Below are 22485 nucleotides of genomic sequence, written 5' to 3' on the forward strand. Positions count from 1 at the left end.
CCGACCTGTTTCCACGGAGACGAACCGCATGACCATCGACACTTCCGCGTCCGGCCCGCACGCAGCGAGCCTCGCGCGCTACGCACGCTACCCGAGCCTCGAGGATCGCGCGGTGCTGATCACGGGCGGCGCGACCGGCATCGGCGCGGCGTTCGTCGAACACTTCGCGTTGCAGGGCGCACGCGTCGCGTTCGTCGATCTCGACGCGGCCGCCGGCGCCGCGCTGGCGGACAGCCTCGCGCACGTACGCCATGCGCCGCTGTTCATCCAGTGCGACCTGACCGACGTCGGCGCGCTGCGCCATGCGATCGACGCGATCCGCGCGCGCATCGGCGCGATCGCGGTGCTCGTGAACAACGCGGCGAACGACGCGCGCCACGCGATCGGCGACGTGACACCCGAATCGTTCGACGCAGGCATCGCAGTGAACCTGCGTCACCAGTTCTTCGCCGCGCAGGCGGTGATCGACGACATGAAGCAGCAGGGCGGCGGCGCGATCATCAATCTCGGCTCGATCAGCTGGATGCTGAAGAACGGCGGCTATCCCGTCTACGTGATGGCGAAGGCGGCCGTGCAGGGGCTGACGCGCGGTCTCGCGCGCGACCTCGGCCCGTTCGGCATCCGCGTGAATTCGCTGGTGCCGGGCTGGGTGATGACCGACAAGCAGCGCCGGCTGTGGCTCGACGACGCGGGCCGCGCGGCGATCAAGGCCGGCCAGTGCATCGACGCCGAACTGCTGCCCGCCGATCTCGCGCGGATGGCGCTGTTCCTCGCGGCCGACGACAGCCGGATGATCACCGCGCAGGACGTGATCGTCGACGGCGGCTGGGCCTGACCGTTCGCACGACCCGCATCGTTTCTTCGACGAAGGAAAGGAGTTCATCATGACCGCCACGTCCTCGCGCGCATCGTCGTCCACCAGCCAGTCGCGCCGCGCGCGCCTGGCCGCCGCCGCGCAGCCGGTCAGCCCCGGCCCGCAGACGGCCGCCTTCGCGCAGGGCGTCGGCGCCGCGCATGCGGCGGCCGTCACGCTGTCGAACGCGGCGCTGCGGCTCGACGTGCTGCCGCATCTCGGCGGCGGCATCGCGCGCTTCGACTGGCGCGGCGACAACGGCGCGTTGATGCCGGTGTTCCGCCGCTGCGAACACCCGGAGACGGCGACGGACCCGAACCAGCTCGCGTGCTATCCGCTGCTGCCTTACTCGAACCGCATCGGCGGTGCGCGTTTCGAATGCGACGGGCGCAGCGTCGCGGTGCCGCGCAACCGCCGCGACGAGCCGTTGCCGATCCATGGCGACGGCTGGCTCGCGCCATGGCAGGTGGACGATGCGACCGCCACGTCGCTGCAGCTGTCGCTCGATCGCACCGCCGGTGCGCCGTATGCGTTTCGCGCGATCCAGTCGTTCGAGCTCGACGATACGACGCTGTCGATCGCGCTGACGATCGAGAATGCGGGGCGCGCGCGATTGCCGTTCGGGCTCGGCGTGCATCCGTTCCTGGTACGTGACGACGTGACCGAGCTGGCCGCGGCCGCCGGCGGGCTGTGGCTGTCGGGCGCCGATTTCCTGCCGGTGCGGCACGTGAGCGTGCCGCCGGCCTGGCAGTTCGGCGTCGCGTATCCGCTGCCGGCCGCGCTCGTCAATCACGCATTCACCGGCTGGGGCGGCCACGCGACGGTGAGCTGGCCGCGCCGCGGACTGTCGCTGACGGTGGCGGCCGACGCCGATGCGTACGTGCTCTATACACCGCCCGGCGAGGATTTCTTCTGCTTCGAGCCGGTCGATCATCCGATCAATGCGGTGAACCTGCCGGGCGGCGCGACTGCGCACGGGATGACGCTGCTCGCGCCCGGCGAGCGGCTCACGCGGCGGTTCGCGTTCACCGTGGAACGCGCCGATGCGCGCGGCAATGGCGCGACACGCGAGGCGCGCCGGCGACGCGGGTAAAATACGCGGTCTACCAACGGTTTGCCGCGAGTACCCGCCATGTCTTCCCCGCTTAGTTTCATCGAATCGCTGCGCGCCGCGTGGCAGCGCACGAATTCGCTGCTGTGCGTCGGCCTCGATCCCGAGCCGTCGCGCTTTCCCGTGCAGTTCGACGGCCAGCCCGACGCGATCTTCGAATTCTGCCGGCAGATCGTCGACGCGACCGCGCAATACGCGAGCGCGTTCAAGCCGCAGATCGCCTACTTCGCCGCGCATCGCGCGGAAGACCAGCTCGAGCGCCTGATCGCGCACATCCACCTCCAGCACCCGGGCCTGCCCGTGATCCTCGACGCGAAGCGCGGCGACATCGGCAGCACGGCCGAGCAGTACGCGCGCGAAGCGTTCGAGCGCTATCGCGCGGACGCCGTCACGGTGAACCCGTACATGGGTTACGACTCGGTCGAGCCGTACTTCGAGCACGAAGGCAAGGGCGTGATCGTGCTGTGCCGCACGTCGAACCCGGGCGGCTCCGACCTGCAGTTCCTCGACACGAACGGCCGGCCGCTGTACCAGGTCGTGGCCGATCTCGCGGCGAACAAGTGGAACGCGAAGAACGGCCAGCTCGGCCTCGTGGTCGGCGCGACGTTCCCGAAGGAAATCGAGATCGTGCGCGGGATCGTCGGCGACATGCCGCTGCTGATCCCCGGCATCGGCGCGCAGGGCGGCGACGTGCAGGCGACCGTCAACGCAGGCCGCACGGCCGACGGCACCGGCATGATGATCAACTCGTCGCGCGCGATCCTGTACGCGAGCAAGGGCGAGGATTTCGCCGAAGCCGCGGCGCTCGCCGCGCAGAAGACCCGCGACACGATCAACGCGCATCGCTGATCGAGAAGGGCGCCGGCTGCCCGCGCGGGCAGCCGGTTCCGGCAGGCCCGCGTTCGCGGGCCCGTGTCGCGTTCTCCGCGTTCTCCGCTTTACCGCCTCCGTTTCCCCACCTTCCCGGCCGCCGCACTGACGCGCACGGGCAACTTCCCGTCGTTTCCGCACTGCATGCCCGCGCGCCAATCGCGCGATGCTCCCGCTTGTCATCGGTCTGTAACGAAACTGTCAAGAAAGGGAGTGATGCCATGCCCAAGCTGTCCCGACGTCTTCTGAGCGCGCTTGCCGCGTCGTTGTGCATGAGCTTCGCCCACGCGGCGGACCTGTCGCACTGGCCGGCCGACAGCGCGAAGGCGTTGAACGCGATGATCGCCGCGCACGCGCATCGCGGCGACTACGCGGTGTTCGACGCCGACAACACGACCTACCGCTACGACCTCGAGGAGTCGCTGCTGCCGTACCTCGAGAACCGCGGCGTGCTGACGCGCGACACGCTCGACCCGTCGCTGAAGCTGATCCCGTTCAAGGATTCCGCCGACTACAAGGAATCGCTGACGAGCTATTACTACCGGCTCTGCGAGATCGACGACCTGGTCTGCTACCCGTGGATCGCGCAGGCGTTCGCCGGGCAGTCGCTGGCCGACCTGAAGCGCCACGTCGACGCGATGCTCGCCGACGGCAAGCCGATCCCGATCCGCTACTGGCAGGGCGACAAGGTGGCCGACGGCACGGTGAACCCGCCGCGTTTCTTCCGCGGGATGCAGGAGCTGTACAACGCGCTGCGCGAGAACGGGATCGAGGTCTACGTGATGACGGCCGCGCACGAGGAGCTCGCGCGGCTCGTGCTGTCCGACCCGAAGTACGGCTACAACGTGAAGCCGCAGAACGTGATCGGCGTGACGACGCTGCTGCGCAACCCGGCGACCGGCGCGCTGACGACGTCCCGGTTGCAGATCAAGGCCGGCAAGTACGACGAGGCCGCGAACCGCAGCCTCGTGATCACGCCGTTCCTGATGAACCCGATGACGTGGTACGAAGGCAAGCTCGGCTCGATCGTCGGCTGGATCGACCAGTGGAAGAAGCCGGTGCTCGTCGCGGGCGACACGCCGACGTCCGACGGCTACATGCTGCTGAACGCGACCGACGTCGCGCGCGGCGGCGTGCGCGTGTGGGTGAACAAGAAGGACAAGCAGATGGCGCAGATCCGCGCGTGGTCGGATGAATCGGCCGCGCGGCAGAAGTCGCTCGGCCTGCCGGTCACGGCGGACAAGAACTGGATCGTCGTGAAGCCCGACGCGATCCAGTAAGCGGGCCGGCAGGGGCGCGGCGGGCGCCCCGGCCGGTCAGCCCTCGCGCTCGTCGAGCAGCTTCAGCAGCCCGCGCAGGGCATGCGCGGCCGCCTGCGTGCGGATCTGATCGCGGTCGCCCTTGAACACGAGCGTCTCGACGTCGGTATGCAGCCGGTTGCTCCAGCCGAACGACACGGTGCCGACCGGTTTCTTCTCGCTGCCGCCGGCCGGGCCCGCGATGCCGGTGACGGACAGCGCGACCTGCGCGCGGCTGTTGCGCAGCGCGCCTTCGGCCATCGCGCGCGCGACGGGCTCGCTGACGGCGCCGTGCTTGTCGATCAGGTCGGGCGGCACGCCGATCATGTCGATCTTGGCCTGGTTCGAGTACGTGACGAAGCCGCGCTCGAACCACTGGCTGCTGCCGGAGATGTCGGTGATCGCGGTTGCGATCATGCCGCCGGTGCAGGATTCGGCGGTGGCGAGCGTCAGGTGCTCGTCACGCAGCTTGTTGCCTGCGCGGATCGCAAGCTGGTGGACGACGGAATCGGTTGGCATGCGCGTCGGGAAACGGGAGTCGGGAAATCGGTCAGCCGACGACGGAGCGCCACAGGGCGATCACGAGCAGCGTCATGAACGCGGCGACCAGGTCGTCGACCATGATGCCGAGCCCGCCTTTCAGGCGGCGCTCGAAATAGCGGATCGGCGGCGGCTTGAGCATGTCGAAGATGCGGAACGCGACGAACGCCCATAGCTGGCCGATGAAGGTCGCGGGCGTGACGAACAGCATCACGAGCCAGATCGCGACGATTTCGTCCCAGACGACGGCGCCCGGATCGGACGTGCCCATCTTTCTCGCGGTGAAACCGGTGAGCCACGTGCCCGCCACGAAGCCGACCGCGATCAGCGCCCACCATTCGGGCACCGTCAGGTAGCGGTTGAGCACGACGAACGTGAGCCAGCCGAACAGCGAGCCGAACGTGCCGGGCATGAGCGGCGCGAGCCCGCTGCCGAAGCCGAGCGACACGAGGTGCGCGGGGTGCGACAGCATGAAGCGCGCGGTCGCGCGCTGCGGCGCGTGTCCGCCAGGTGCGGCGCCGGGCTCGGCCGCGGCGTGCGCGGGCGTCGGGTCAGTCTGCATGGAAGTGGTCGAAGCCGTGCAACGTGAGGGCGAGGGGCGCGCCGGCGGCGTCGCGCCACGCGATCGCGGGCTGTTCCGACGGCGCGGACAACGCGCGTATTGTACCGATTCGCGTGACCGGCACGCCGGCCGTCAGGCCGGCCGCTTCGACCGCCGCGCGGGCCGCCGCCGGCGCGGTGAAGCACAGTTCGTAGTCGTCGCCGCCGGCCAGCGTGCAGCGTCGCTGCACGTCGGGCGGCAGCGTCGCGAGCGCGGCCGAGCGCGGCACCGCGTCGGCATCGATCTCGGCGCATACGTGCGAGCGGGCGAGGATGTGCTGCAGGTCGCCGGCGAGGCCGTCCGAGATGTCGAGCGCCGCGTGCGCGACGCCCGCGAGCGCCAGGCCGAGCGCGATGCGCGGCTCGGGGCGCTCGAGCGCGTGCCGGAACGCAGCCGCTTCGGCCGCGCCGGCCGCCCATTCGCCGCGCGCGACGCCGAGGCCGGCGCGCGCGGCGCCGAGCGTGCCGGACACCCAGACGTCGTCGCCGTCGCGCGCGGCATCGCGCCGCAGTGCGGCGTCGGGCGCGACTTCGCCGAATACGGTGACGCACAGGTTCAGCGGGCCGCTCGTGGTGTCGCCGCCGATCAGCTCGCAGCCGTAGCGCTCCGCGAGCGCGAACAGCCCGTTGCTGAACGCTTCCAGCCACGCCGCGTCGGCACGCGGCAGCGCGCACGCGAGCGTGAAGGCACGCGGTTCGGCGCCCATCGCCGCGAGGTCGGACAGGTTGACCGCGAGCGTCTTGTGGCCGAGCGCATCGGGCGCGACATCGGGAAAGAAGTGGCGGCCTTCCACCAGCATGTCCGTCGAAATGGCCAGCAATTTCCCGGATCGAGGCGTGATCAGCGCGCAATCGTCGCCGATACCGAGCGTCGACGCGCGCGCGCCCTGCGCGGCGCGGCGCGTGAAGAAGCGTTCGATCAGTGAAAACTCGGAGAGGGCGGCTGGCACGGCGGGCGATCCGGAACGGTTGAAGGAACGGCATTGTACGAGGCGAACGGCGGCGCTTCTGCACCATCCGGACCATTTTTGTCGCGGCTGTTGCACCCGAATCGCCGGTCTGGCGGCCGATGATTGGCGCTACAATGCCGTCGAACAGTTATTCTAATCCGCCCGTCACGAGACACATGTCCACCCAATCCTCCTCCAAAGCCAAGCTCCGCGAAGCCGCCCTCGACTATCACGAATTCCCGACGCCCGGGAAGATCGCGATCGCCCCGACCAAGCAGATGATCAACCAGCGCGACCTCGCGCTCGCGTACTCGCCGGGTGTGGCGTACGCGTGCGAGGAGATCGTCGAGAATCCGCTCAACGCGGCACGCTTCACCGCGCGCAGCAACCTGGTCGGCGTCGTCACGAACGGCACGGCGGTGCTCGGTCTCGGCAACATCGGGCCGCTCGCGTCGAAGCCGGTGATGGAAGGCAAGGCGGTGCTGTTCAAGAAGTTCGCGGGCATCGACGTGTTCGACATCGAGCTGAACGAGTCGGATCCGCACAAGCTCGTCGACGTGATCGCCGCGCTGGAGCCCACCTTCGGCGGGATCAACCTGGAAGACATCAAGGCGCCTGACTGCTTCATCGTCGAGCGCGAAGCGCGCAAGCGGATGAAAATCCCTGTGTTCCACGACGACCAGCACGGCACCGCGATCGTCGTGGCCGCGGCCGTCACGAACGGCCTGAAGGTCGTCAACAAGGACATCAAGAAGGTCAAGCTCGTCGCGTCCGGCGCGGGCGCGGCCGCGCTCGCGTGTCTCGACCTGCTGGTCGACATCGGCTTGCCGCTCGAGAACATCACGGTGACCGATCTGGCCGGCGTCGTCTACAAGGGCCGCACCGAGCTGATGGACCCGGACAAGGAGCGTTTCGCCCGCGAAACGGAAGCCCGGACGCTGGCTGAAGTGATCGACGGCGCGGACATCTTCCTCGGCCTGTCGGCCGCAGGCGTGCTGAAGCCGGAGATGGTGAAGGGCATGGCCGAGCGCCCGCTGATCCTCGCGCTCGCGAACCCGACGCCGGAAATCCTGCCGGAAGCGGCGCTCGAAGTGCGCCCCGACGCGATCCTCGCGACCGGCCGCACCGACTACCCGAACCAGGTCAACAACGTCCTGTGCTTCCCGTTCATCTTCCGTGGCGCACTCGACGTCGGCGCGACGACGATCACGCGTGAAATGGAGATCGCGGCCGTCAACGCGATCGCCGAGCTCGCGCAGCACGAGCAGAGCGACATCGTCGCGACCGCATACGGCATCCAGGATCTGTCGTTCGGGCCCGAATACCTGATTCCGAAGCCGTTCGATCCGCGCCTGATCGTGAAGATCGCGCCGGCCGTCGCGCAGGCCGCGATGGACGGCGGCGTCGCGACGCGCCCGATCGAGGACATGGACGCCTACAAGCAGCACCTGCAGCAGTTCGTGTACCACAGCGGCACGACGATGAAGCCGATCTTCCAGATCGCGCGCGCCGCGCCGGAAGAGAAGAAGCGCGTTGTATTCGCGGAAGGCGAAGAAGAGCGTGTGTTGCGTGCCGTTCAGATCATCGTCGACGAAAAACTCGCGAAGCCGATCCTGATCGGCCGCCCGTCGGTGATCGAGCACCGTATCCAGCGCTACGGCCTGCGCCTGACGCCGGGCACCGATTTCACGGTCGTCAACACCGAGCACGACGAGCGCTACCGCGACTTCTGGCAGACGTACTACAAGATGATGGCGCGCAAGGGCATCAGCGAGCAGCTCGCGCGCGTCGAGATGCGCCGCCGCACCACGCTGATCGGCTCGATGCTGGTGAAGAAGGGCGAAGCGGACGGGATGATCTGCGGCACGATCAGCACCACGCACCGCCACCTGCACTTCATCGACCAGGTGATCGGCAAGCGCCCGGGCTGCAGCGTGTACGCGGCGATGAACGGCCTCGTGCTGCCGGGCCGCCAGATCTTCCTCGTCGACACGCACGTGAACGTCGATCCGACCCCGGAAGAACTGGCCGAGATCACGATCATGGCCGCGGAAGAAGTGCGCCGCTTCGGCATCGAGCCGAAGGTCGCGCTGGTGTCGCACTCGAATTTCGGCACGAGCAACGCACCTTCGGCGAAGAAGATGCGCGATACGCTCGCGATCCTGCAGGAACGTGCGCCGGAGCTGAAGGTCGACGGCGAGATGCACGGCGACGTCGCGCTCGACGCGGCGCTGCGCAAGGAAATCCTGCCGGAATCGACGCTGGAAGGCGAAGCGAACCTGCTGATCCTGCCGAACATCGACGCCGCGAACATCGCGTACAACCTGCTGAAGACGGCTGCGGGCAACAACATCGCGATCGGGCCGATCCTGCTGGGTGCCGCACAGCCGGTGCACGTGCTGACCGAATCGGCGACCGTTCGTCGCATCGTCAACATGGCGGCGCTGCTGGTCGCCGACGTGAACGCCGCGCGCTGAGCCAAAACGAACGCGCCAGGCCGATCGAACCGGCGTGGCGCGTCGGGCGAAATTGTAAACAAAAGCAAAAAGAGGCGTGCCCGCAATGGGCACGCCGCGGGCAGGGCGCAAACGCGCTTCCCTCAAGGCAACAGCAGCATCTCTCCACTCCTGGTAGCGAGCGCGGCAAGGAGGCAGGTCTTGCCATACGAGAGATGCCGCCTTTATTCTATCTCGCATAAGATAAATGTAGTGTAATTTCGGTAAAAAATGCGCCATTCCGGGCATCGCGATGCTTTCGATTCCCAAACGGACATTGATTCGCGCGGCCAATAACGCTACGCTAACGCCTTTGTTGGTCGTCAACTACTTGATTTAACAGCGGGAACCCTGGTTCATGGCACGCAAGTGGCTCCGCAACGGCGCGCTCGCGTCCGTCTTCGCGATGTTCGCGATGGGTATCGTCGGTACGCCGACGGGCAGTCTGGTTTCCGCCGCTTACGCACGGGAGGCCGTTCCGGCCGACGTCGCGGCGAGCGGGCTCGATACGATTCCGACCGCCAGTCTTCCGCGCGAGGCCGTGACCACGCTGGGCCTGATCGGCGCTGGCGGCCCCTATCCGTACGAGAAAGACGGCGTCGTGTTTGGCAACCGCGAGCGGATCCTGCCAAAAGCGAAGCGCGGCTACTACCATGAGTACACGGTACCGACGCCGCGTGCCCGCAATCGCGGCGCGCGCCGGATCGTCTGTGGCGGGCCGTTGCGCCGGATCGACAACTGTTATTACACGGGCGACCACTACAACAGTTTTAAACGTATTGTTGAATGACTTCGGGACGAATGGCATGAGCGACTCCATCTACGCGCACGAAACGGCGGCGGCGGAACTGTTCGCAGCCGGCGACGGCAATCTGTTTCAGCGCGTGATTCAACTGCACGCGGCGGCGCAGGCCGGCGGCACGCCGGAGCAACAGGAAGCCGAGCCCGGGCTTTCATCGAACGAGGAGCCTATGAGCCTTTTCACGACCGTGCGACCCAATCTCGTGCAGTCGATCCGCGCGTTCCGCGTGCAGGATCTTGCCGACGAAGCCGGCCGGCTCGGCCAGCATTTCCTGTATGCGTATTGCGGCGCCGCGCAGTCGAAGCAGGAAGTGATGGAAACGATCGCGACGTCGTTCCTGTTCCCGAAGCATTTCGGGAAGAACTACGACGCGCTGTACGACTGCCTGACCGACCTCGTCGCGAAGGCCGGCGCACAGCCCGGTTTCGTGATCGTCCTCGAAGGGCTGCCGATCGCGCAGAAGTTCGACAAGGAAGGGCGTGAGACGCTGCTCGACGTGTTCCGCGAGGCGGCCGAGTTCTGGGCCGAGCGCAAGGTCGCGTTCCGCGTGTTCTACTCGTTCGCGTAAGCACGGGTCGGCCAACGGCCGATCCGGCGAAACACTCGCCCAAAGCCCGCTTCGAGCGGGCTTTTTTGCGTCCGCGCGCGATGCGCGTGCACGCGCCGCGCCCGGCCCGACAAATGCCTTTCATCGCGCACCTTTTTCCGCGACAATCGGTCAGCCCGGCCGCGGCCGCCGCGCCGGGCGCACAACACCAATCATTCGAGAGAGGGCCGTTTTCCCATGACCGCTACCCGATTTGCGGCGCGCGCCCGTGCGCGCCGCCCGCTCGTCCGCGCGCTGGCCGCGTGCGTGCTGTCGCTCGGCATCCCGCTTGCCGCGCAGGCCGCGGCGCTCACACCCGAACAGACCGTCGACGTTTATCTGGGCGCCATCGTCAACAACGACGCGGCCAAGGTCGAGCAATTCAACGACACGGTGCGCGAGACCGCCGATCCGAAGGAGGCCCGGAACATGCTGCTGCCGGCCGACATGTACGGCGACATGCGCGAACAGATGCTCGGGCAGACGCTGGCATTGATGTCGGAATCCGCGCGCGAGGCGCTGGCGCCGTCGCTCGACTCGATGCTGGTCGCGTACACGGGCGCGTTGCGGCGCTCGCAATGCAACGTCACCGGCGTCAAGCGCACGCCGGGTGCAGGCGGGAAGGGGCAGGAACGCGCCACGGTCGGTTTCGAGTGCAAGGTGGCCGACGTCACGCCACCGGGCGACGCGGCCACGAAAGCGCGCGCGAACGCGAAAACCGACCAGCAGCGCTTCGCGGCGGCCAGGACGATGTTCACGGACGTGGCGCGCGCGTTCAACGACGCTCCGGTCAGCCGGCGCATCAACGGGCAGGTGGAGATGGTCGGTTCGGACAGCAAGGGCTGGACGACCGACAGCCCCGAAAGCCTGCTGAAGCCCGTCGTCGATGCGCTGTCCGGCCCGGTTGTCGCGGCGGTCGCCGTCAGCCAGCAATGACGCTGCCGCGCCGGCCGATCGATTCGATACCGACATGACCCGACCGAGGGACGTTTCCCTTCATGCGCGCCGCGGCGCGCGTTGTCCGTTGTTCCGCGCGACGCGCGCGGCCGTGCTGTCTGCGCTCGCCGTGGCCGGTGCCGCGCACGCGGCGGTGCTGACGCCCGAAGAGAAATTCGACAAGGAAGGGCGCGAGACGCCGCTCGACGTGTTCTGCGAGGCGGCCGAATTCCGGGTCGAGCGCAAGGTCGCGTTCCGCGTGTTCTACTCGTTCGCGTAAGCGCGAGACTGCAGGCTACCGGCTCGGATACGTTTTCCTGCCGGCGTCATACTGGTAACACCAAAGAAACCCGCCATCGAGCGGGTTTTTTTTGCGTCTGCCGGTGCAAGTCAAATCGTCGCGAGACTGGCAGCAGCAGTGCATCGGCGCAATCGGACAACGTAGATTTTACTGATCTGTTGTCCGTACGAGACAACCTGACGAATTCCTTTCGGTAGGCGAAATACCATTTTCGCCAATTCATTTGTCTACCGAAATTCATGAAGCGAATCGCAGGAATTCTGACGATTGCGGCAGGCACCACGCAGGCTGCGGGGCTGGCGGATCTGGCGGCCGATGCGCTTGCGGCCGATCCCGCCTATCGGAGCGCGGAGGCCGCATGGCGCGCCGGCATCGAGAAAATGCCGCAGGGGCGGGCGGGACTGCTGCCCCAACTGGGCGTGCAGCAATCCGTCTATCGCAACGGCGTGCGTATTCCGGGGATGTCGGTGCCTGGCTACTCGACGGTCGGCTTCACGGTCACGCTGAACCAGCCGATTTTCAAGCTCGACGCATGGGAAGCCTACCAGCAGGGCCGGCTGTATGCGACCGATGCCGATTTCGCACTCGCCGCCGCACGACAGGAATTGCTGCTGCAGGTTGCGCAGGCCTATGTCGACGTGCTCGGAGCGGGCGACGATGCGACGCTTGCCGCCGGGCACAAGGACGCGGTGGCGGCACAACTCGTGCTGGCGCGACGACGTTTCGCCACCGGCGACGCAACAATCGTCGACGTGAACGAGGCGCAGGCAGCGGTCGATGCCGCGGTTGCCGACCAGGTCGCGGCCGACAACCAGCGGCACGTGAAGGTCGCGGCGCTGGAGAAGAAGGTCGGTCATCCGGTCGCGCGCATCGACACGTTTCGCGACGATGCGCGCCTGCCGCCGATCGAGCCGGCGCAATTGGCACCGTGGCTGGAGGCCGCTCGGCTGTCGAGCCATGACGTGCGCAGAAAGGAGATCGCGGTGCAGATCGCGCGTCGCGAGCGGGCCAAGGTGCGCGCGGGGCATTTTCCGACGGTGTCCCTCGTCGGCAACCTGAACAACGGCAACGCTGCATTTATCAACGGTCAGGCCAACTTCTACACGGGCGGCAATCGCGGCACTGCGGGCGCGATCGGCATCCAGATCGCGTTGCCGCTGACCGACGGCCTGATGACCCGCAGCCGGACGCGCGAGGCGCTCGCGCTTGAAGAGAAGGCCGGGCACGATCTCGCCGACGCGCGAGACAACGCCGCGCTGGTCGCGCGCGATGCGTTCCTTGGGGTGACGAGCGGCCGAACGCGCGTCGATGCGCTCGGCACGGCCGTGAAGTCTGCCGCCGTCGCGCTGAAATCCAACCAGACCGGCTATCGCGTCGGGGTGCGCGTCAATGCCGATGTACTCGAGGCCGGCGACAAGCTCTATCGCGCACAACGCGACCTTGCTCGCGCCCGCTACGAAACCCTGATGCACGGCTTGCGGCTCAAGGCGAGCGTCGGCGCGCTCGACACGGCCGAACTGGCCGCCGTCGACGCCAGCCTTCTGCAACGCGCGGCCGTAGATCAAAACGGAGGCCGATAGCATGTTCCGGCTCGTCCGATCCCATCTGCTCGCCGCGACCGCGTTCGGTATCGGCTCGAATCTGCTGCTGCTCGCGCCGACCATCTACCTGTTGCAAGTCTACGACCGGGTGCTGCCGAGCCGCAGCCTCGAAACCCTGGCGATGCTGACGATCATGATGGCGATCGCGCTCGCCACGATGCTCGTCACCGATATCGCGCGCAGTCGAATCCTGTCCGATCTCGGCCTCAGGATCGGCGACCGGCTGGACAGGCTCGCACTGGCCGCGCATGTGTCGGCCCGCGCACGTCGCTTGCCGGGTGCGTTCATCGCGACCCAGGGCGATGTCAACGTGCTGCGCGCGTTCATGGCGGGCCCCGGCGTGATCGCGTTTCTCGATGCGCCGTGGCTGCCGTTCTACCTGGTCGTCATCGGCCTGTTCCACTGGAGTCTGGGCGCGATCGCCGCTGCCAGCGCCGTCGTGCTGTTCTGCATCGCCCTGATCAACGAGCGGCACGCCCGCCGTGCGATCGAAGCGTATCTGCCGCGCCAGCGCGAAGGCGAAGCGGCGCATCAGCAGATCATGCGCAACGCCGAAGTGCTGACGGTGCTCGGGATGACTGACGACATCGTCGACGCGTGGGACCGGCGCAAGCGCGGCTATATCGATGCCCAACGCGAGCTGGCCGATACCAATGCGCTCTATCGCGACGTGACGAAGATGCTGCGCCAGACGATCCAGGTGGTGATGATGGCTGCGGGCGCGTGGCTCGTGATCGACGCACATGCGACGCCGGGTGTGATGCTCGCAACCACGATTCTGCTCGGGAAAGCGCTCGCACCAATCGAGCAGCTCATCGGCAGCTGGAAGCTGGCGGGAGAACTGCGCGAAGCGTGGCCGCGGCTGAACGCATTGCTGGCCGAGGCACCGGACGTGCCGCTCCTCGAATTGCCGCCGCCCAAAGGCCACCTCTGCGTCGAGCACGCGACGTTCAGCGTACCCGCGCGTGTCCCGGGATCGGGACGCCTGTTGTTGCGCGGCGTGAGTTTCGAGCTGGCCGCCGGGCAGACGCTGGTCGTTACCGGACCGAGCGCGTCCGGCAAATCCACGCTGCTGCGCCTGATTGCCGGTTTGTGGCGGCCGCAGGCCGGCGTCGTGCGGCTCGACGGTGCGGACACGGCGCAGTGGCCGCGCGCGTCACTCGGCCCTCATCTCGGCTATTTGCCGCAGGACGTCGAATTGTTCGCCGGCACGGTCGCGGAGAACATCGGCCGCACCGCGAAGCCGCTGCCGCTCGACTCGCAGGCGATCGTTCGGGCCGCGCAGCGCGCCGGGGTACACGACATGATCCTCGCGCTCCCCGAAGGGTATGAAACGCAGATCGGCGACGGCGGCGAAACGCTGTCGGGCGGTCAACGGCAACGTATCGCGCTGGCGCGGGCGCTGTATGGCGAACCGTCCGTCGTGTTGCTCGACGAGCCGAACGCCAGCCTCGACGTGTCCGGCGAGGCGGTGCTCGAAACGGCGCTGCGCGGACTGAAGGACGACGGCGTGACGGTGATCGCGGTCACGCACCGCCCGGCGATGCTCGCGCTGGCCGATCGGGTGCTGCATCTGCATGACGGCGCGGTCGAACGTTTCGGGCCGCCGGTGCGCGTCGAGGAAGGCGGAGGCACTGGCGGCGTGTCGGACGAATCGACGATGCCGGACGAAGGGCTGCTCAGGGCGGTGCCACCGTCGTCGCTCGCGCCGGCGCGGCAGCATCTGGACGACGAACCGAAATGGGTGGCGCGATGAAAGCGGGGAACTGGATTCGGTGCGCCGGTACGGTCATTCGGAACAGATTGTCTACACGCCCGCGTGCGTCTGCGGGCGATGCGCTACCGCTGCCGCGTCGGCTGATCGCGTGGAGTTGCGTCGGTGGCGCGGTTGGACTTGTGCTGCTCGCACTCTGGGCGTCGCTTGCGCCATTGTCCGGCGCGGTCGTCGCGGAAGGCGTGGTGCGGACGGAAGGCGAGCGCAAGACGGTGCAGCACCAGGAAGGCGGGATCGTGAAGGCGATCCGGGTGAAGGACGGCGATCGCGTGAAGGCCGGACAGGTGCTGGTCGTGCTCGACAACGTGAGCCCGGCGGCGGAACTCGCTGCGTTGCGCGCGCAGCGCGACGCGGAACATGCGCGGATCTCCCGCCTGTCTGCGGAGCGCGATCTCAAGGATCGGCTGGCGTTCCCCGCCGACTTGACCGGCAGGCAGCACGACCCGCACGTCGCCGAGCTGTTGCAGCGGGAATCCACGCTGTTCGCGACGCGGCGTCGCACCTTCCAGGACCAGATGTCGATGCTGCGGGCGGAGCTTGCACATGCGCGGCAGGAAATCGCGGTCAGCGCGCAGCTGGTGCAGACGATGGGCGGCAGTCATGCGATGGCCGTTCGCCAGCGCGAAACGAACGAAACGTTGAACCGCGAAGGTTTCGTCGCGGACATGAAGGTGCTCGATACGCGGCGGGTCGAGGCCGATGCGCTGTCGCGCATGCAGTCCGCGAAGGCTGAGCTGAGTCGGGCGAAGCAGCGGCAGGTCGATCTCGAAATGAAGATCGCGGGCCTGCGCAATGAATACGTGCGGATGGCGGACGACGAACTGAAGGAGGCGACGAGTCGCGCGTTCCAGCTCGGCGAGCGCCTGCGCCCCGCGCAGGACGCGTCGATCCGAGCGCGCGTGACGGCTCCCGTCGACGGGACCGTCGTCGGATTGCGGGTTCATACGATCGGCGCGGTCGTCGGGCCGCGAGAGCCGATCGTGGACGTGGTGCCCGCAGGCGCGCCGCTGATCGTCGAGGCGAACGTGCGTCCTGACGACGTGCGGGCAATCGTTCCAGGCGGTCAGGCGGACGTGAGACTGACCGCGTACAGCTCGCGCACGACGCCGATGCTCGAGGGCCGGGTGGCGTATGTGTCCGCCGATGCGCTGACCGACAAGGAGGCGCGCAGTCATTTCTATGTGGTGCGGGTCGAGGTGCCGGCGGATGCGGTGGCGAGAGCGAACCGGCTGGCTGCACAGCCGGTGTCGCTGGGGCCTGGGTTGCGTGCGGAGGTTTATATCCGCAAGCAGGCGCGGTCTGCGCTGGATTATTTGTTGGAGCCGATTGTGGACGGGATGCGGCGGTCGATGCGGGACTGAGGGGAGGGATATGGGGAAGGAGGGGCGACGTTGATGAGAAGGAGCTGCGGTGCCGCGATGGTGATGGCCATTTCACTCTCGGCTTGCGCGCCATTGACCGGTGGTCACGTACCGGCTCGCGGGCAGGTAGACGGCAATGGACAAGTCTCGGTGGCGCGGCCACCGGCAGTGGAGCGAAATCATGTGTCGTCGAGTGGCCGTATCGATGCCTTGATATTGAGGCCGCGTACGGCCATCGAGATTATTGAAAATCTGGAATTTATTTTTCGCCGAAACCTTCTCTTGGACGAGGGGTTCTATTCGAGGAACGGGCTCGCGGAAACGTTCAATTTTGAGCGGCTTGATATTTTTAATAAAAGGGAGCGGGGCGGCGTAAAGAGCGGGGTGTCAATTATCGGGCCTCTATCTCGAAAAATATTTCCATTTGTGGAAATTGCGGGGACTAATTCTGTTGTCCCGGGGGCTTCCATTGTGGGTGGGGTAAGTGTTTTCGGAAATGGATCGATAAAGGCTTCGGTAAATTTCGGCGTGAGGCGCAGTGATGTGGATTTTGATGCGTCGATATCGATATTTGGTCTGAATTTTTTGCGTGAAGACGAAAGAGGGAGGTATTCGCATCCGGAGAGGGTTCCTAAACCGACGGCTGTTCATGGTAACGAGAGCTGGATATACAGGGAGGAAGTTGAGGGAGTGAAGAGATTCGTGAGGCTGAGTTTTAATCCTGCGGGGTATTTGAGTTCGATCATTGTCGAGGTTGATAGTGGAGGCGGATATGTTGCTGAGTGAGGATGCAAAATCGAAGTTGATGGATGGATTTGGTGGGGCTTCAGATGCCTATGGGGAAATTCTGACTTTTGCTGAAAATTCGAAATTTCTTTCTGAATTGATAAATGGGTTTGGCGCGCTCGAAGATTGGAGATTTAGGCTTGCAGATAAAGATTCCGGAACATTTGTTAATTCGTCTGGAAAATTTATTGAGGTGGCATCGGAGTGGTCGTCAACTTCCAAAGTTTTCGCGTCCGGCTTGGCGCATGAACTAGGGCATGTTTTGCTGAAGGGCGGACTGGGCGGAGCGATCGAACTAAATGTGCAGCAGGCCATTGACAACGGGTTAACGTCCGAAGCAGTCGCGGTGATTTCGGAATACATCGTGGCCATCCAGATCGGTTTCGGTGATTGGAACAGGGAGAAAAGTCGTTATGGAAAGAAGATCAAAGTCAAAAAGACGGATCGGGGTGGAGGTGATGACGTTGGCGCTGCTTTCCGCGTGCTCGCCATTATCTGTTGACCAAATACCGGTTCGAGAACAGAGGGATTTTTTGCGCAACATCAAAAAAGTTGTGGATGCGGGTGATCTGGCTGATGTTGCGACTACTTCGAAATGGCTGAGGGTTGATTTCGATGTGGAGGATGAGCGAAATATTTATTCCGAGAATCAGAGGGAGGTGTTGGGGTATAAGGTGAGTTTGAGGGCTGTTGCAGTCGCAAAGGAGTATGACGGGAGTGAGAATTTTTCGTATTCGATGTTCTTTTTGCGAGGTGGTGAAATTAGGAGGATTTTCGTGTCGGCGCGAGTCAACCGGAAGATGATCTGTGTTTCATCATCTGATGTAAGCGGGATATTTAAGGGGGCACGTCGTCGTCCTTACGGTCATGGATCTGGGTGGGAGTATTCGTATCAAGGGTGCGGAGAGAAGGCTGTCTTGTTGTATTTCCAATTTTTTAATGATGGGTGTCTCTATAAATTTGGACTGCGTCAGGGGGATTTTTAGTGATGAGTAGGTTGAGGTAATCGAATTCGATAATCTGGTTTCATTGTTAGGTGGGGCTTTCGCCGGTGCGTCATGTCGACTGGTCACAAGTGACTTCCCTCAAGGGCAGTGGAGCCCGATGGAAGCGAAAATTCGGCGTGACGAGGTATCTGGAGAAACAGGAAGAGCAATGAAGTTGCATTTGGCCTTGCCAGGAATTTGATAAGTGTTATCGATCGTTCGTCTCAACGAAACGGTGATCCGGGGGCGTGGATCGGTATGCCGAGTTGTTGTCGTTTGTTTGATCGAGCATTGACCACGGCGCGTGAGGCTATTTCGTGATCGGAAATGGATGCGCGCCGGTTAATGTACTGGTGCGATCCAGTCGCGGCTAGCAAAGTTGGCGATGGTGAATCAAGGTGAGAGATTTATAAACGCAATTCCTGTTAATGCGCAGCTCGAGTCAATTGGGCGGCAGTTCTGTAAGCTGCGCTGGGGCAAATTCTGGGTGGCGATGAGATGGTCGGGTATAGCTGGGGGCGCCGATAATGAAAAAGATCAGTTGAATGTTGCCTTTCTAATATTTTCATGCATCAAGGGGGCGAAAAATGCTGTGATTGATTTGTGGTTGAGAGCGCTGACGTTGAGCGGTGGTGGATTTTATGTGTGCAGTCTTCACAATGTTGATAATCGTTGAAATAATCTGAGAGGTGGAAACTATGTCGTTCATTACCGGCCAAGAATTGATTTTCGGGAATGTCAAGTTGACGCAAGAGGTGATGGACTTGATCAATAAGAGCCCTATTCTCGTGCGGCAACTGTTGAATTATAGTCAAGAGGTGCTGGATGGAAGGGCCAAGATGATTGCCGTAGAAAATGAACCATCTGGAATGACATGGAATTCTAGCGCACGGGTGATAACGTTTGGCATCTATGATGGCAGAACCTACGACCAGCTTGAACCGTGGCTTTTTGTGGGTATTTTGAGCCATGAAATTGGGCACTATGTCTACGATGCACGCAACGAGGCTAGAGAAAAACAGTACGCATCGCTCATCAAAACTGATCCTGACATTGCCGCAATGGTTTGTATCGCGAGGGAGGGAGACGCAGCCTATAACAACTGGAGAGTTGCCCGCGAAATAGTCAAAAATGGTGGTGCACCGATCGCCATGCTGGGAGACCGTCCGGACTATCCCACCGCACCTGGTTACGACATCTACAACATGCTCAGCAAGATGTACGACGCGAACGTCGGAAAGATGCCGGCAGAAGCGCTGGAGCAGTCGATGGTCGCAGCAGCGGGAAGCTTCATTGCACAAACGAACCCCGGGGGAACGCCTGGTCAGACCTACTACGAGTATTGCATGCCGCTCTATGGCGCGGAGCCAAAGCGCTTGTCTAAAGCACCTGTCGTCGACGTCAAGTATGCGCTGAATCCTGTCACCGGACTCATAGAGTTCGCAACATTGACCTTTTCGAACGGCGAGAGCCAAACGAACAAGTACGACGGCGATGGTCTGAATACTGCGACGCTGTTTGGTGCGAACGGCAAGCTCGTCGAGCACGCGTTGTTTGACGCAAGCGGCTTCAAGACGCACGATATCTTCTACGCGTCGAACGGCAAGAAGACGCAGCAGTACGAGTTCAGCGTCGACGGGACCTCGAAGAAATACGTGTTCAACATCGACGGCTCGCAAACGGCCGCCGCGTTCGACAAGAACGGCAAGATGGTCGAGTACGCATTGTTCGACGTGAACGGTTTTAATACGCACAATATCTTCTACGCGTCGAACGGCAAGAAGACTCAGCAGTACGAGTTCAGCGTCGACGGAACCTTCAAGAAGTACGTGTTCAACATCGATGGTTCGCAAACGGCCGCCGCGTTCGACAAGAACGGCAAGATGGTCGAGTACGCATTGTTCGACGTGAACGGCTTCAAGACACACGATATCTTCTACGCGTCGAACGGCAAGAAGACTCAGCAGTACGAGTTCAGCGTCGACGGAACCTTCAAGAAGTACGTGTTCAACATCGACGGTTCGCAAACGGCCGCCGCGTTCGACAAGAACGGCAAGATGGTCGAGTACGCATTGTTCGACGTGAACGGTTTCAAGACGCACAATATCTTCTACGCGTCGAACGGCAAGAAGACGCAGCAGTACGAGTTCAGCGTCGACGGAACCTTCAGGAAGTATGTGTTCAACATCGACGGTTCGCAAACGGCCGCCGTGTTCGACAAGAACGGCAAGATGGTCGAATACGTGCTGTTCGACGTGAACGGCTTCAAGACGCACGATATCTTCTACGCGTCGAACGGCAAGAAGACTCAGCAATATGAATTCAGTCTCGACGGAACCACGAAGAAATACGTGTTCAACATCGACGGCTCGCAGACGGCTGCCGTGTTCGACAAGAACGGCAAGATGGTCGAATACGTGCTGTTCGACGTGAACGGCTTCAAGACGCATGACATCTTCTACGCGTCGAACGGCAAGAAGACGCAGCAATATGAATTCAGTCTCGACGGAACCACGAAGAAATACGTATTCAACATTGACGGTTCGCAAACGGCCGCCGTGTTCGACAAGAACGGCAAGATGGTCGAATACGTGCTGTTCGACGTGAACGGCTTCAAGACACACGATATCTTCTACGCGTCGAACGGCAAGAAGACGCAGCAATATGAATTCAGTCTCGACGGAACCACGAAGAAATACGTGTTCAACATCGACGGCTCGCAGACGGCTGCCGTGTTCGACAAGAACGGCAAGATGGCCGAATACGTGCTGTTCGACGTGAATGGCTTCAAGACGCATGACATCTTCTACGCGTCGAACGGCAAGAAGACGCAGCAATATGAATTCAGTCTCGACGGAACCACGAAGAAATACGTGTTCAACATCGACGGCTCACAGACGGTTGCCGTGTTCGACAAGAACGGCAAGATGGCCGAATACGTGCTGTTCGACGTGAACGGTTTCAAGACACACGATATCTTCTACGCATCGAACGGCAAGAAGACGGAGCAATACGACTACCGTACCGACAAGAGTTTCACGAAGTACTTGTTCAACGACGACGGTTCGCAGGTGGTGGCGTTGTTTGGCGCGAACGGCCAGATGAAGGAATACGCATCGTTCGATGCGGCAGGCACCAAGACCCAGGCGATTTACTTCGCGGTGAATGGCGCCAAGACGCAGCAATACGATTTCCACGCCGACAAGAGCCTGACGAAGTATGTGTTCGGTACGGACGGCTCGCAGACGGTCGCGCTGTTCGGTGCGAACGGCCAGATCACGGAGTACGCGGCGTTCAATGCGAATGGTTTCAAGACGCAAGGTATTTACTACGGCGCCGATGGCAGCAAGGCCAAGCAGTTCGATTTCAAGCTCGATGGCAGTTTCACCGCGTACACGTTCAACTCCGACGGATCCCAGACGGCGGCGCTGTTCGGCGCAAACGGCCAGATGACCGAACACGCGACATTCAACGCCGCCGGCAAGAAGACGCTCGATCTTTTCTACGGCGCGAATGGCAAGGTCGAGAAGAAATTCGAATTCAATCCGGACGGCACGTACATGTCACACGTGTTCAATCATGACGGCACACAGGCGGGCGCGCTGTTCGGCAGTAACGGCAAGATGATCGAGTACGCGGCATTCGACGCAAGCGGATTCAATACGAAATACGTGTTCTATAACAACGGCGCCAGAGCGAAGCAATACGATTTTTCGGTCGACAAGAGCTATGTCGCTCGAACTTTCGACGGTTACTATGAAACGGCGGCGCTGTTCGGCGTGAACAACATCATCTACGACTATTACAAGCTTTCGGGTGGGAAACTGTACGAGCGCGGTTTCTTCGACAAAGCCGGACGCCAGGTCGAAATGGATCGCTTCAACACAACGACGGGAGCGGTGACCGGATTCACGAAGTACGCCTACAACAATGACGGCACATACTGGGCGAGCGATTACAACGCGTCCGGCTACATGACTGCGAAATCGCAATTTAGCGGTGACGGGCAATGGATCTCGAATGCCTCGATCTATGTCAGCGGCGGCAGCAGTTGGGGCTACAAAGGGCCGATTACCTCGCCGTGGGGTTCCGTCGGGTGGGCCATGTCATTCTGAGGGATTGATCACGTGCCGCCGTAAGGCCGGCTGGATGATTCCTGCTAGCAGGTCGATATCAGTTTTGCCTGATGGAGTTTCAACGATATGAAAATTTCCTTTCTGATGACGTTAGTCTTCGCAATGTGCTTGCATGTCGGTCGCGCAGAGGCTGCGCACATTTGCTGGATCGATCAAGTAAGTCGTGTTGACGGTGGTGTGAAAATCGATTTTCGATCGAAGCAAGGCGTTCTTGTCATATCCACTAGTCGAGCCGACGCATCCGAGCCCCGAACCGTGGTGCCCGGGACATCGCGACAAGAGAACTCGTCAGTCGGTCCCCAGCGAAAGCGCTCTCTCGTGATGGCAATGGGCGATACGGCGGCCGTCATGAATATCCCGGAAGATTACTGCGAGTACAAGGCCGATATGCATGACGGACAGATCGGCGTCACGGTACGCGCGATCATGCGCCTGCACGGACTGCCTCCAAACACAACAATACAATTTATCGCCGCGGAGTGAATTCAAGTTACCCGCG

20 protein-coding genes and 1 pseudogene are annotated in these 22485 nt (G+C 63.1%); 18 read left to right on the forward strand and 3 right to left on the reverse strand.

The window, feature by feature from the left end; all coding sequences use genetic code 11:
• Positions 1 to 28 precede the first annotated feature (28 nt).
• The 4 genes from PQB87_RS03230 (at position 29) to PQB87_RS03245 (ending at position 4114) form a co-directional block, all read left to right on the forward strand.
• On the forward strand, positions 29 to 835 hold the full coding sequence (locus tag PQB87_RS03230) for an SDR family NAD(P)-dependent oxidoreductase (protein WP_489242553.1): 807 nt from the start codon (positions 29 to 31) through the stop codon (positions 833 to 835).
• A 49-nt stretch (positions 836 to 884) separates the two neighbouring features.
• A complete protein-coding gene (locus tag PQB87_RS03235) occupies positions 885 to 1946 on the forward strand; it encodes an aldose 1-epimerase (protein WP_111941415.1) in 1062 nt (353 codons plus the stop codon).
• Positions 1947 to 1985: 39 nt separating this feature from the next.
• The gene (pyrF, locus tag PQB87_RS03240) at positions 1986 to 2813 is read left to right on the forward strand and encodes an orotidine-5'-phosphate decarboxylase (protein WP_021161870.1); all 828 of its coding nucleotides are present in this window, start codon (positions 1986 to 1988) and stop codon (positions 2811 to 2813) included.
• A gap of 242 nt (positions 2814 to 3055) precedes the next feature.
• Entirely contained in the window at positions 3056 to 4114 is a 1059-nt protein-coding gene (locus tag PQB87_RS03245) for a hypothetical protein (RefSeq protein ID WP_048026119.1), read from the forward strand.
• A 36-nt stretch (positions 4115 to 4150) separates the two neighbouring features.
• On the opposite strand, the gene PQB87_RS03250 is transcribed toward PQB87_RS03245, so the two are convergent.
• Genes PQB87_RS03250 through thiL form a run of 3 tightly spaced genes read right to left on the reverse strand, consistent with a single transcriptional unit; the run spans position 4151 to position 6222 of the window.
• A complete protein-coding gene (locus PQB87_RS03250; protein ID WP_021161868.1) occupies positions 4151 to 4651 on the reverse strand; it encodes a CinA family protein in 501 nt (166 codons plus the stop codon).
• Positions 4652 to 4682: 31 nt separating this feature from the next.
• Positions 4683 to 5234 carry a phosphatidylglycerophosphatase A family protein gene (locus PQB87_RS03255; RefSeq protein WP_059687178.1) on the reverse strand — a complete coding sequence of 184 codons (552 nt, stop codon included), beginning with the start codon at positions 5232 to 5234 and terminating at the stop codon, positions 4683 to 4685.
• Entirely contained in the window at positions 5224 to 6222 is a 999-nt protein-coding gene (thiL, locus tag PQB87_RS03260) for a thiamine-phosphate kinase (protein ID WP_489242554.1), read from the reverse strand. The genes PQB87_RS03255 and thiL overlap by 11 nt, the downstream gene beginning before the upstream one ends.
• Positions 6223 to 6356: 134 nt before the next feature.
• On the opposite strand from thiL, the gene PQB87_RS03265 reads away from it, so the two are divergent.
• From PQB87_RS03265 to PQB87_RS03330, 14 genes and pseudogenes are all read left to right on the forward strand, one after another.
• Positions 6357 to 8699, forward strand: a complete 2343-nt coding sequence (locus tag PQB87_RS03265; protein WP_489242555.1) for an NADP-dependent malic enzyme — start codon at positions 6357 to 6359, stop codon at positions 8697 to 8699.
• A 376-nt stretch (positions 8700 to 9075) separates the two neighbouring features.
• Positions 9076 to 9507 carry a guanyl-specific ribonuclease gene (locus PQB87_RS03270; protein WP_006476946.1) on the forward strand — a complete coding sequence of 144 codons (432 nt, stop codon included), beginning with the start codon at positions 9076 to 9078 and terminating at the stop codon, positions 9505 to 9507.
• A gap of 16 nt (positions 9508 to 9523) precedes the next feature.
• Positions 9524 to 10087, forward strand: coding sequence for a barstar family protein (locus tag PQB87_RS03275; protein WP_021159266.1), 564 nt, complete (start codon positions 9524 to 9526; stop codon positions 10085 to 10087).
• Positions 10088 to 10303: 216 nt separating this feature from the next.
• Positions 10304 to 11041 carry a hypothetical protein gene (locus tag PQB87_RS03280; protein WP_111941407.1) on the forward strand — a complete coding sequence of 246 codons (738 nt, stop codon included), beginning with the start codon at positions 10304 to 10306 and terminating at the stop codon, positions 11039 to 11041.
• A gap of 169 nt (positions 11042 to 11210) precedes the next feature.
• Positions 11211 to 11321 (forward strand): annotated as a pseudogene (locus PQB87_RS03285) (barstar family protein); the annotation flags it as partial.
• A 260-nt stretch (positions 11322 to 11581) separates the two neighbouring features.
• Positions 11582 to 12922, forward strand: coding sequence for a TolC family protein (locus PQB87_RS03290; protein WP_111941405.1), 1341 nt, complete (start codon positions 11582 to 11584; stop codon positions 12920 to 12922).
• A gap of 1 nt (position 12923) precedes the next feature.
• On the forward strand, positions 12924 to 14699 hold the full coding sequence (locus PQB87_RS03295) for a type I secretion system permease/ATPase (protein ID WP_489242556.1): 1776 nt from the start codon (positions 12924 to 12926) through the stop codon (positions 14697 to 14699).
• A gap of 140 nt (positions 14700 to 14839) precedes the next feature.
• Positions 14840 to 16078 (forward strand): HlyD family type I secretion periplasmic adaptor subunit, encoded by a 1239-nt coding sequence (locus tag PQB87_RS03300; RefSeq protein ID WP_489242557.1) that lies wholly within the window; start codon positions 14840 to 14842, stop codon positions 16076 to 16078.
• Between the two features lie 282 nt (positions 16079 to 16360).
• Positions 16361 to 16864, forward strand: a complete 504-nt coding sequence (locus PQB87_RS03305) for a hypothetical protein (protein WP_146756350.1) — start codon at positions 16361 to 16363, stop codon at positions 16862 to 16864.
• Positions 16851 to 17366: a hypothetical protein gene (locus PQB87_RS03310; protein WP_146756349.1), complete on the forward strand. Its 516-nt coding sequence runs from the start codon at positions 16851 to 16853 to the stop codon at positions 17364 to 17366. Before PQB87_RS03305 ends, PQB87_RS03310 begins: the two co-directional genes overlap by 14 nt.
• Positions 17329 to 17850 carry a hypothetical protein gene (locus PQB87_RS03315; RefSeq protein ID WP_146756348.1) on the forward strand — a complete coding sequence of 174 codons (522 nt, stop codon included), beginning with the start codon at positions 17329 to 17331 and terminating at the stop codon, positions 17848 to 17850. Before PQB87_RS03310 ends, PQB87_RS03315 begins: the two co-directional genes overlap by 38 nt.
• Positions 17851 to 18235: 385 nt before the next feature.
• Positions 18236 to 18526 (forward strand): hypothetical protein, encoded by a 291-nt coding sequence (locus PQB87_RS03320; protein WP_146756347.1) that lies wholly within the window; start codon positions 18236 to 18238, stop codon positions 18524 to 18526.
• A 163-nt stretch (positions 18527 to 18689) separates the two neighbouring features.
• Positions 18690 to 21965: a hypothetical protein gene (locus tag PQB87_RS03325; RefSeq protein ID WP_153487830.1), complete on the forward strand. Its 3276-nt coding sequence runs from the start codon at positions 18690 to 18692 to the stop codon at positions 21963 to 21965.
• Between the two features lie 87 nt (positions 21966 to 22052).
• On the forward strand, positions 22053 to 22469 hold the full coding sequence (locus PQB87_RS03330) for a hypothetical protein (protein WP_146756345.1): 417 nt from the start codon (positions 22053 to 22055) through the stop codon (positions 22467 to 22469).
• Positions 22470 to 22485: the final 16 nt, after the last annotated feature.

Source organism: Burkholderia sp. KL41 (assembly GCF_057005415.2).

Coding starts and splice junctions, on each gene's coding strand:
- PQB87_RS03230 (WP_489242553.1), top strand. CDS start 29: ATGACCATCGACACTTCCGCGTCCGGCCCGCACGCAGCGAGCCTCGCG.
- PQB87_RS03235 (WP_111941415.1), top strand. CDS start 885: ATGACCGCCACGTCCTCGCGCGCATCGTCGTCCACCAGCCAGTCGCGC.
- pyrF (WP_021161870.1), top strand. CDS start 1,986: ATGTCTTCCCCGCTTAGTTTCATCGAATCGCTGCGCGCCGCGTGGCAG.
- PQB87_RS03245 (WP_048026119.1), top strand. CDS start 3,056: ATGCCCAAGCTGTCCCGACGTCTTCTGAGCGCGCTTGCCGCGTCGTTG.
- PQB87_RS03250 (WP_021161868.1), bottom strand. CDS start 4,651: ATGCCAACCGATTCCGTCGTCCACCAGCTTGCGATCCGCGCAGGCAAC.
- PQB87_RS03255 (WP_059687178.1), bottom strand. CDS start 5,234: ATGCAGACTGACCCGACGCCCGCGCACGCCGCGGCCGAGCCCGGCGCC.
- PQB87_RS03265 (WP_489242555.1), top strand. CDS start 6,357: ATGCCGTCGAACAGTTATTCTAATCCGCCCGTCACGAGACACATGTCC.
- PQB87_RS03270 (WP_006476946.1), top strand. CDS start 9,076: ATGGCACGCAAGTGGCTCCGCAACGGCGCGCTCGCGTCCGTCTTCGCG.
- PQB87_RS03275 (WP_021159266.1), top strand. CDS start 9,524: ATGAGCGACTCCATCTACGCGCACGAAACGGCGGCGGCGGAACTGTTC.
- PQB87_RS03280 (WP_111941407.1), top strand. CDS start 10,304: ATGACCGCTACCCGATTTGCGGCGCGCGCCCGTGCGCGCCGCCCGCTC.
- PQB87_RS03290 (WP_111941405.1), top strand. CDS start 11,582: ATGAAGCGAATCGCAGGAATTCTGACGATTGCGGCAGGCACCACGCAG.
- PQB87_RS03295 (WP_489242556.1), top strand. CDS start 12,924: ATGTTCCGGCTCGTCCGATCCCATCTGCTCGCCGCGACCGCGTTCGGT.
- PQB87_RS03310 (WP_146756349.1), top strand. CDS start 16,851: ATGTTGCTGAGTGAGGATGCAAAATCGAAGTTGATGGATGGATTTGGT.
- PQB87_RS03320 (WP_146756347.1), top strand. CDS start 18,236: ATGGTGAATCAAGGTGAGAGATTTATAAACGCAATTCCTGTTAATGCG.
- PQB87_RS03325 (WP_153487830.1), top strand. CDS start 18,690: ATGATTGCCGTAGAAAATGAACCATCTGGAATGACATGGAATTCTAGC.
- PQB87_RS03330 (WP_146756345.1), top strand. CDS start 22,053: ATGAAAATTTCCTTTCTGATGACGTTAGTCTTCGCAATGTGCTTGCAT.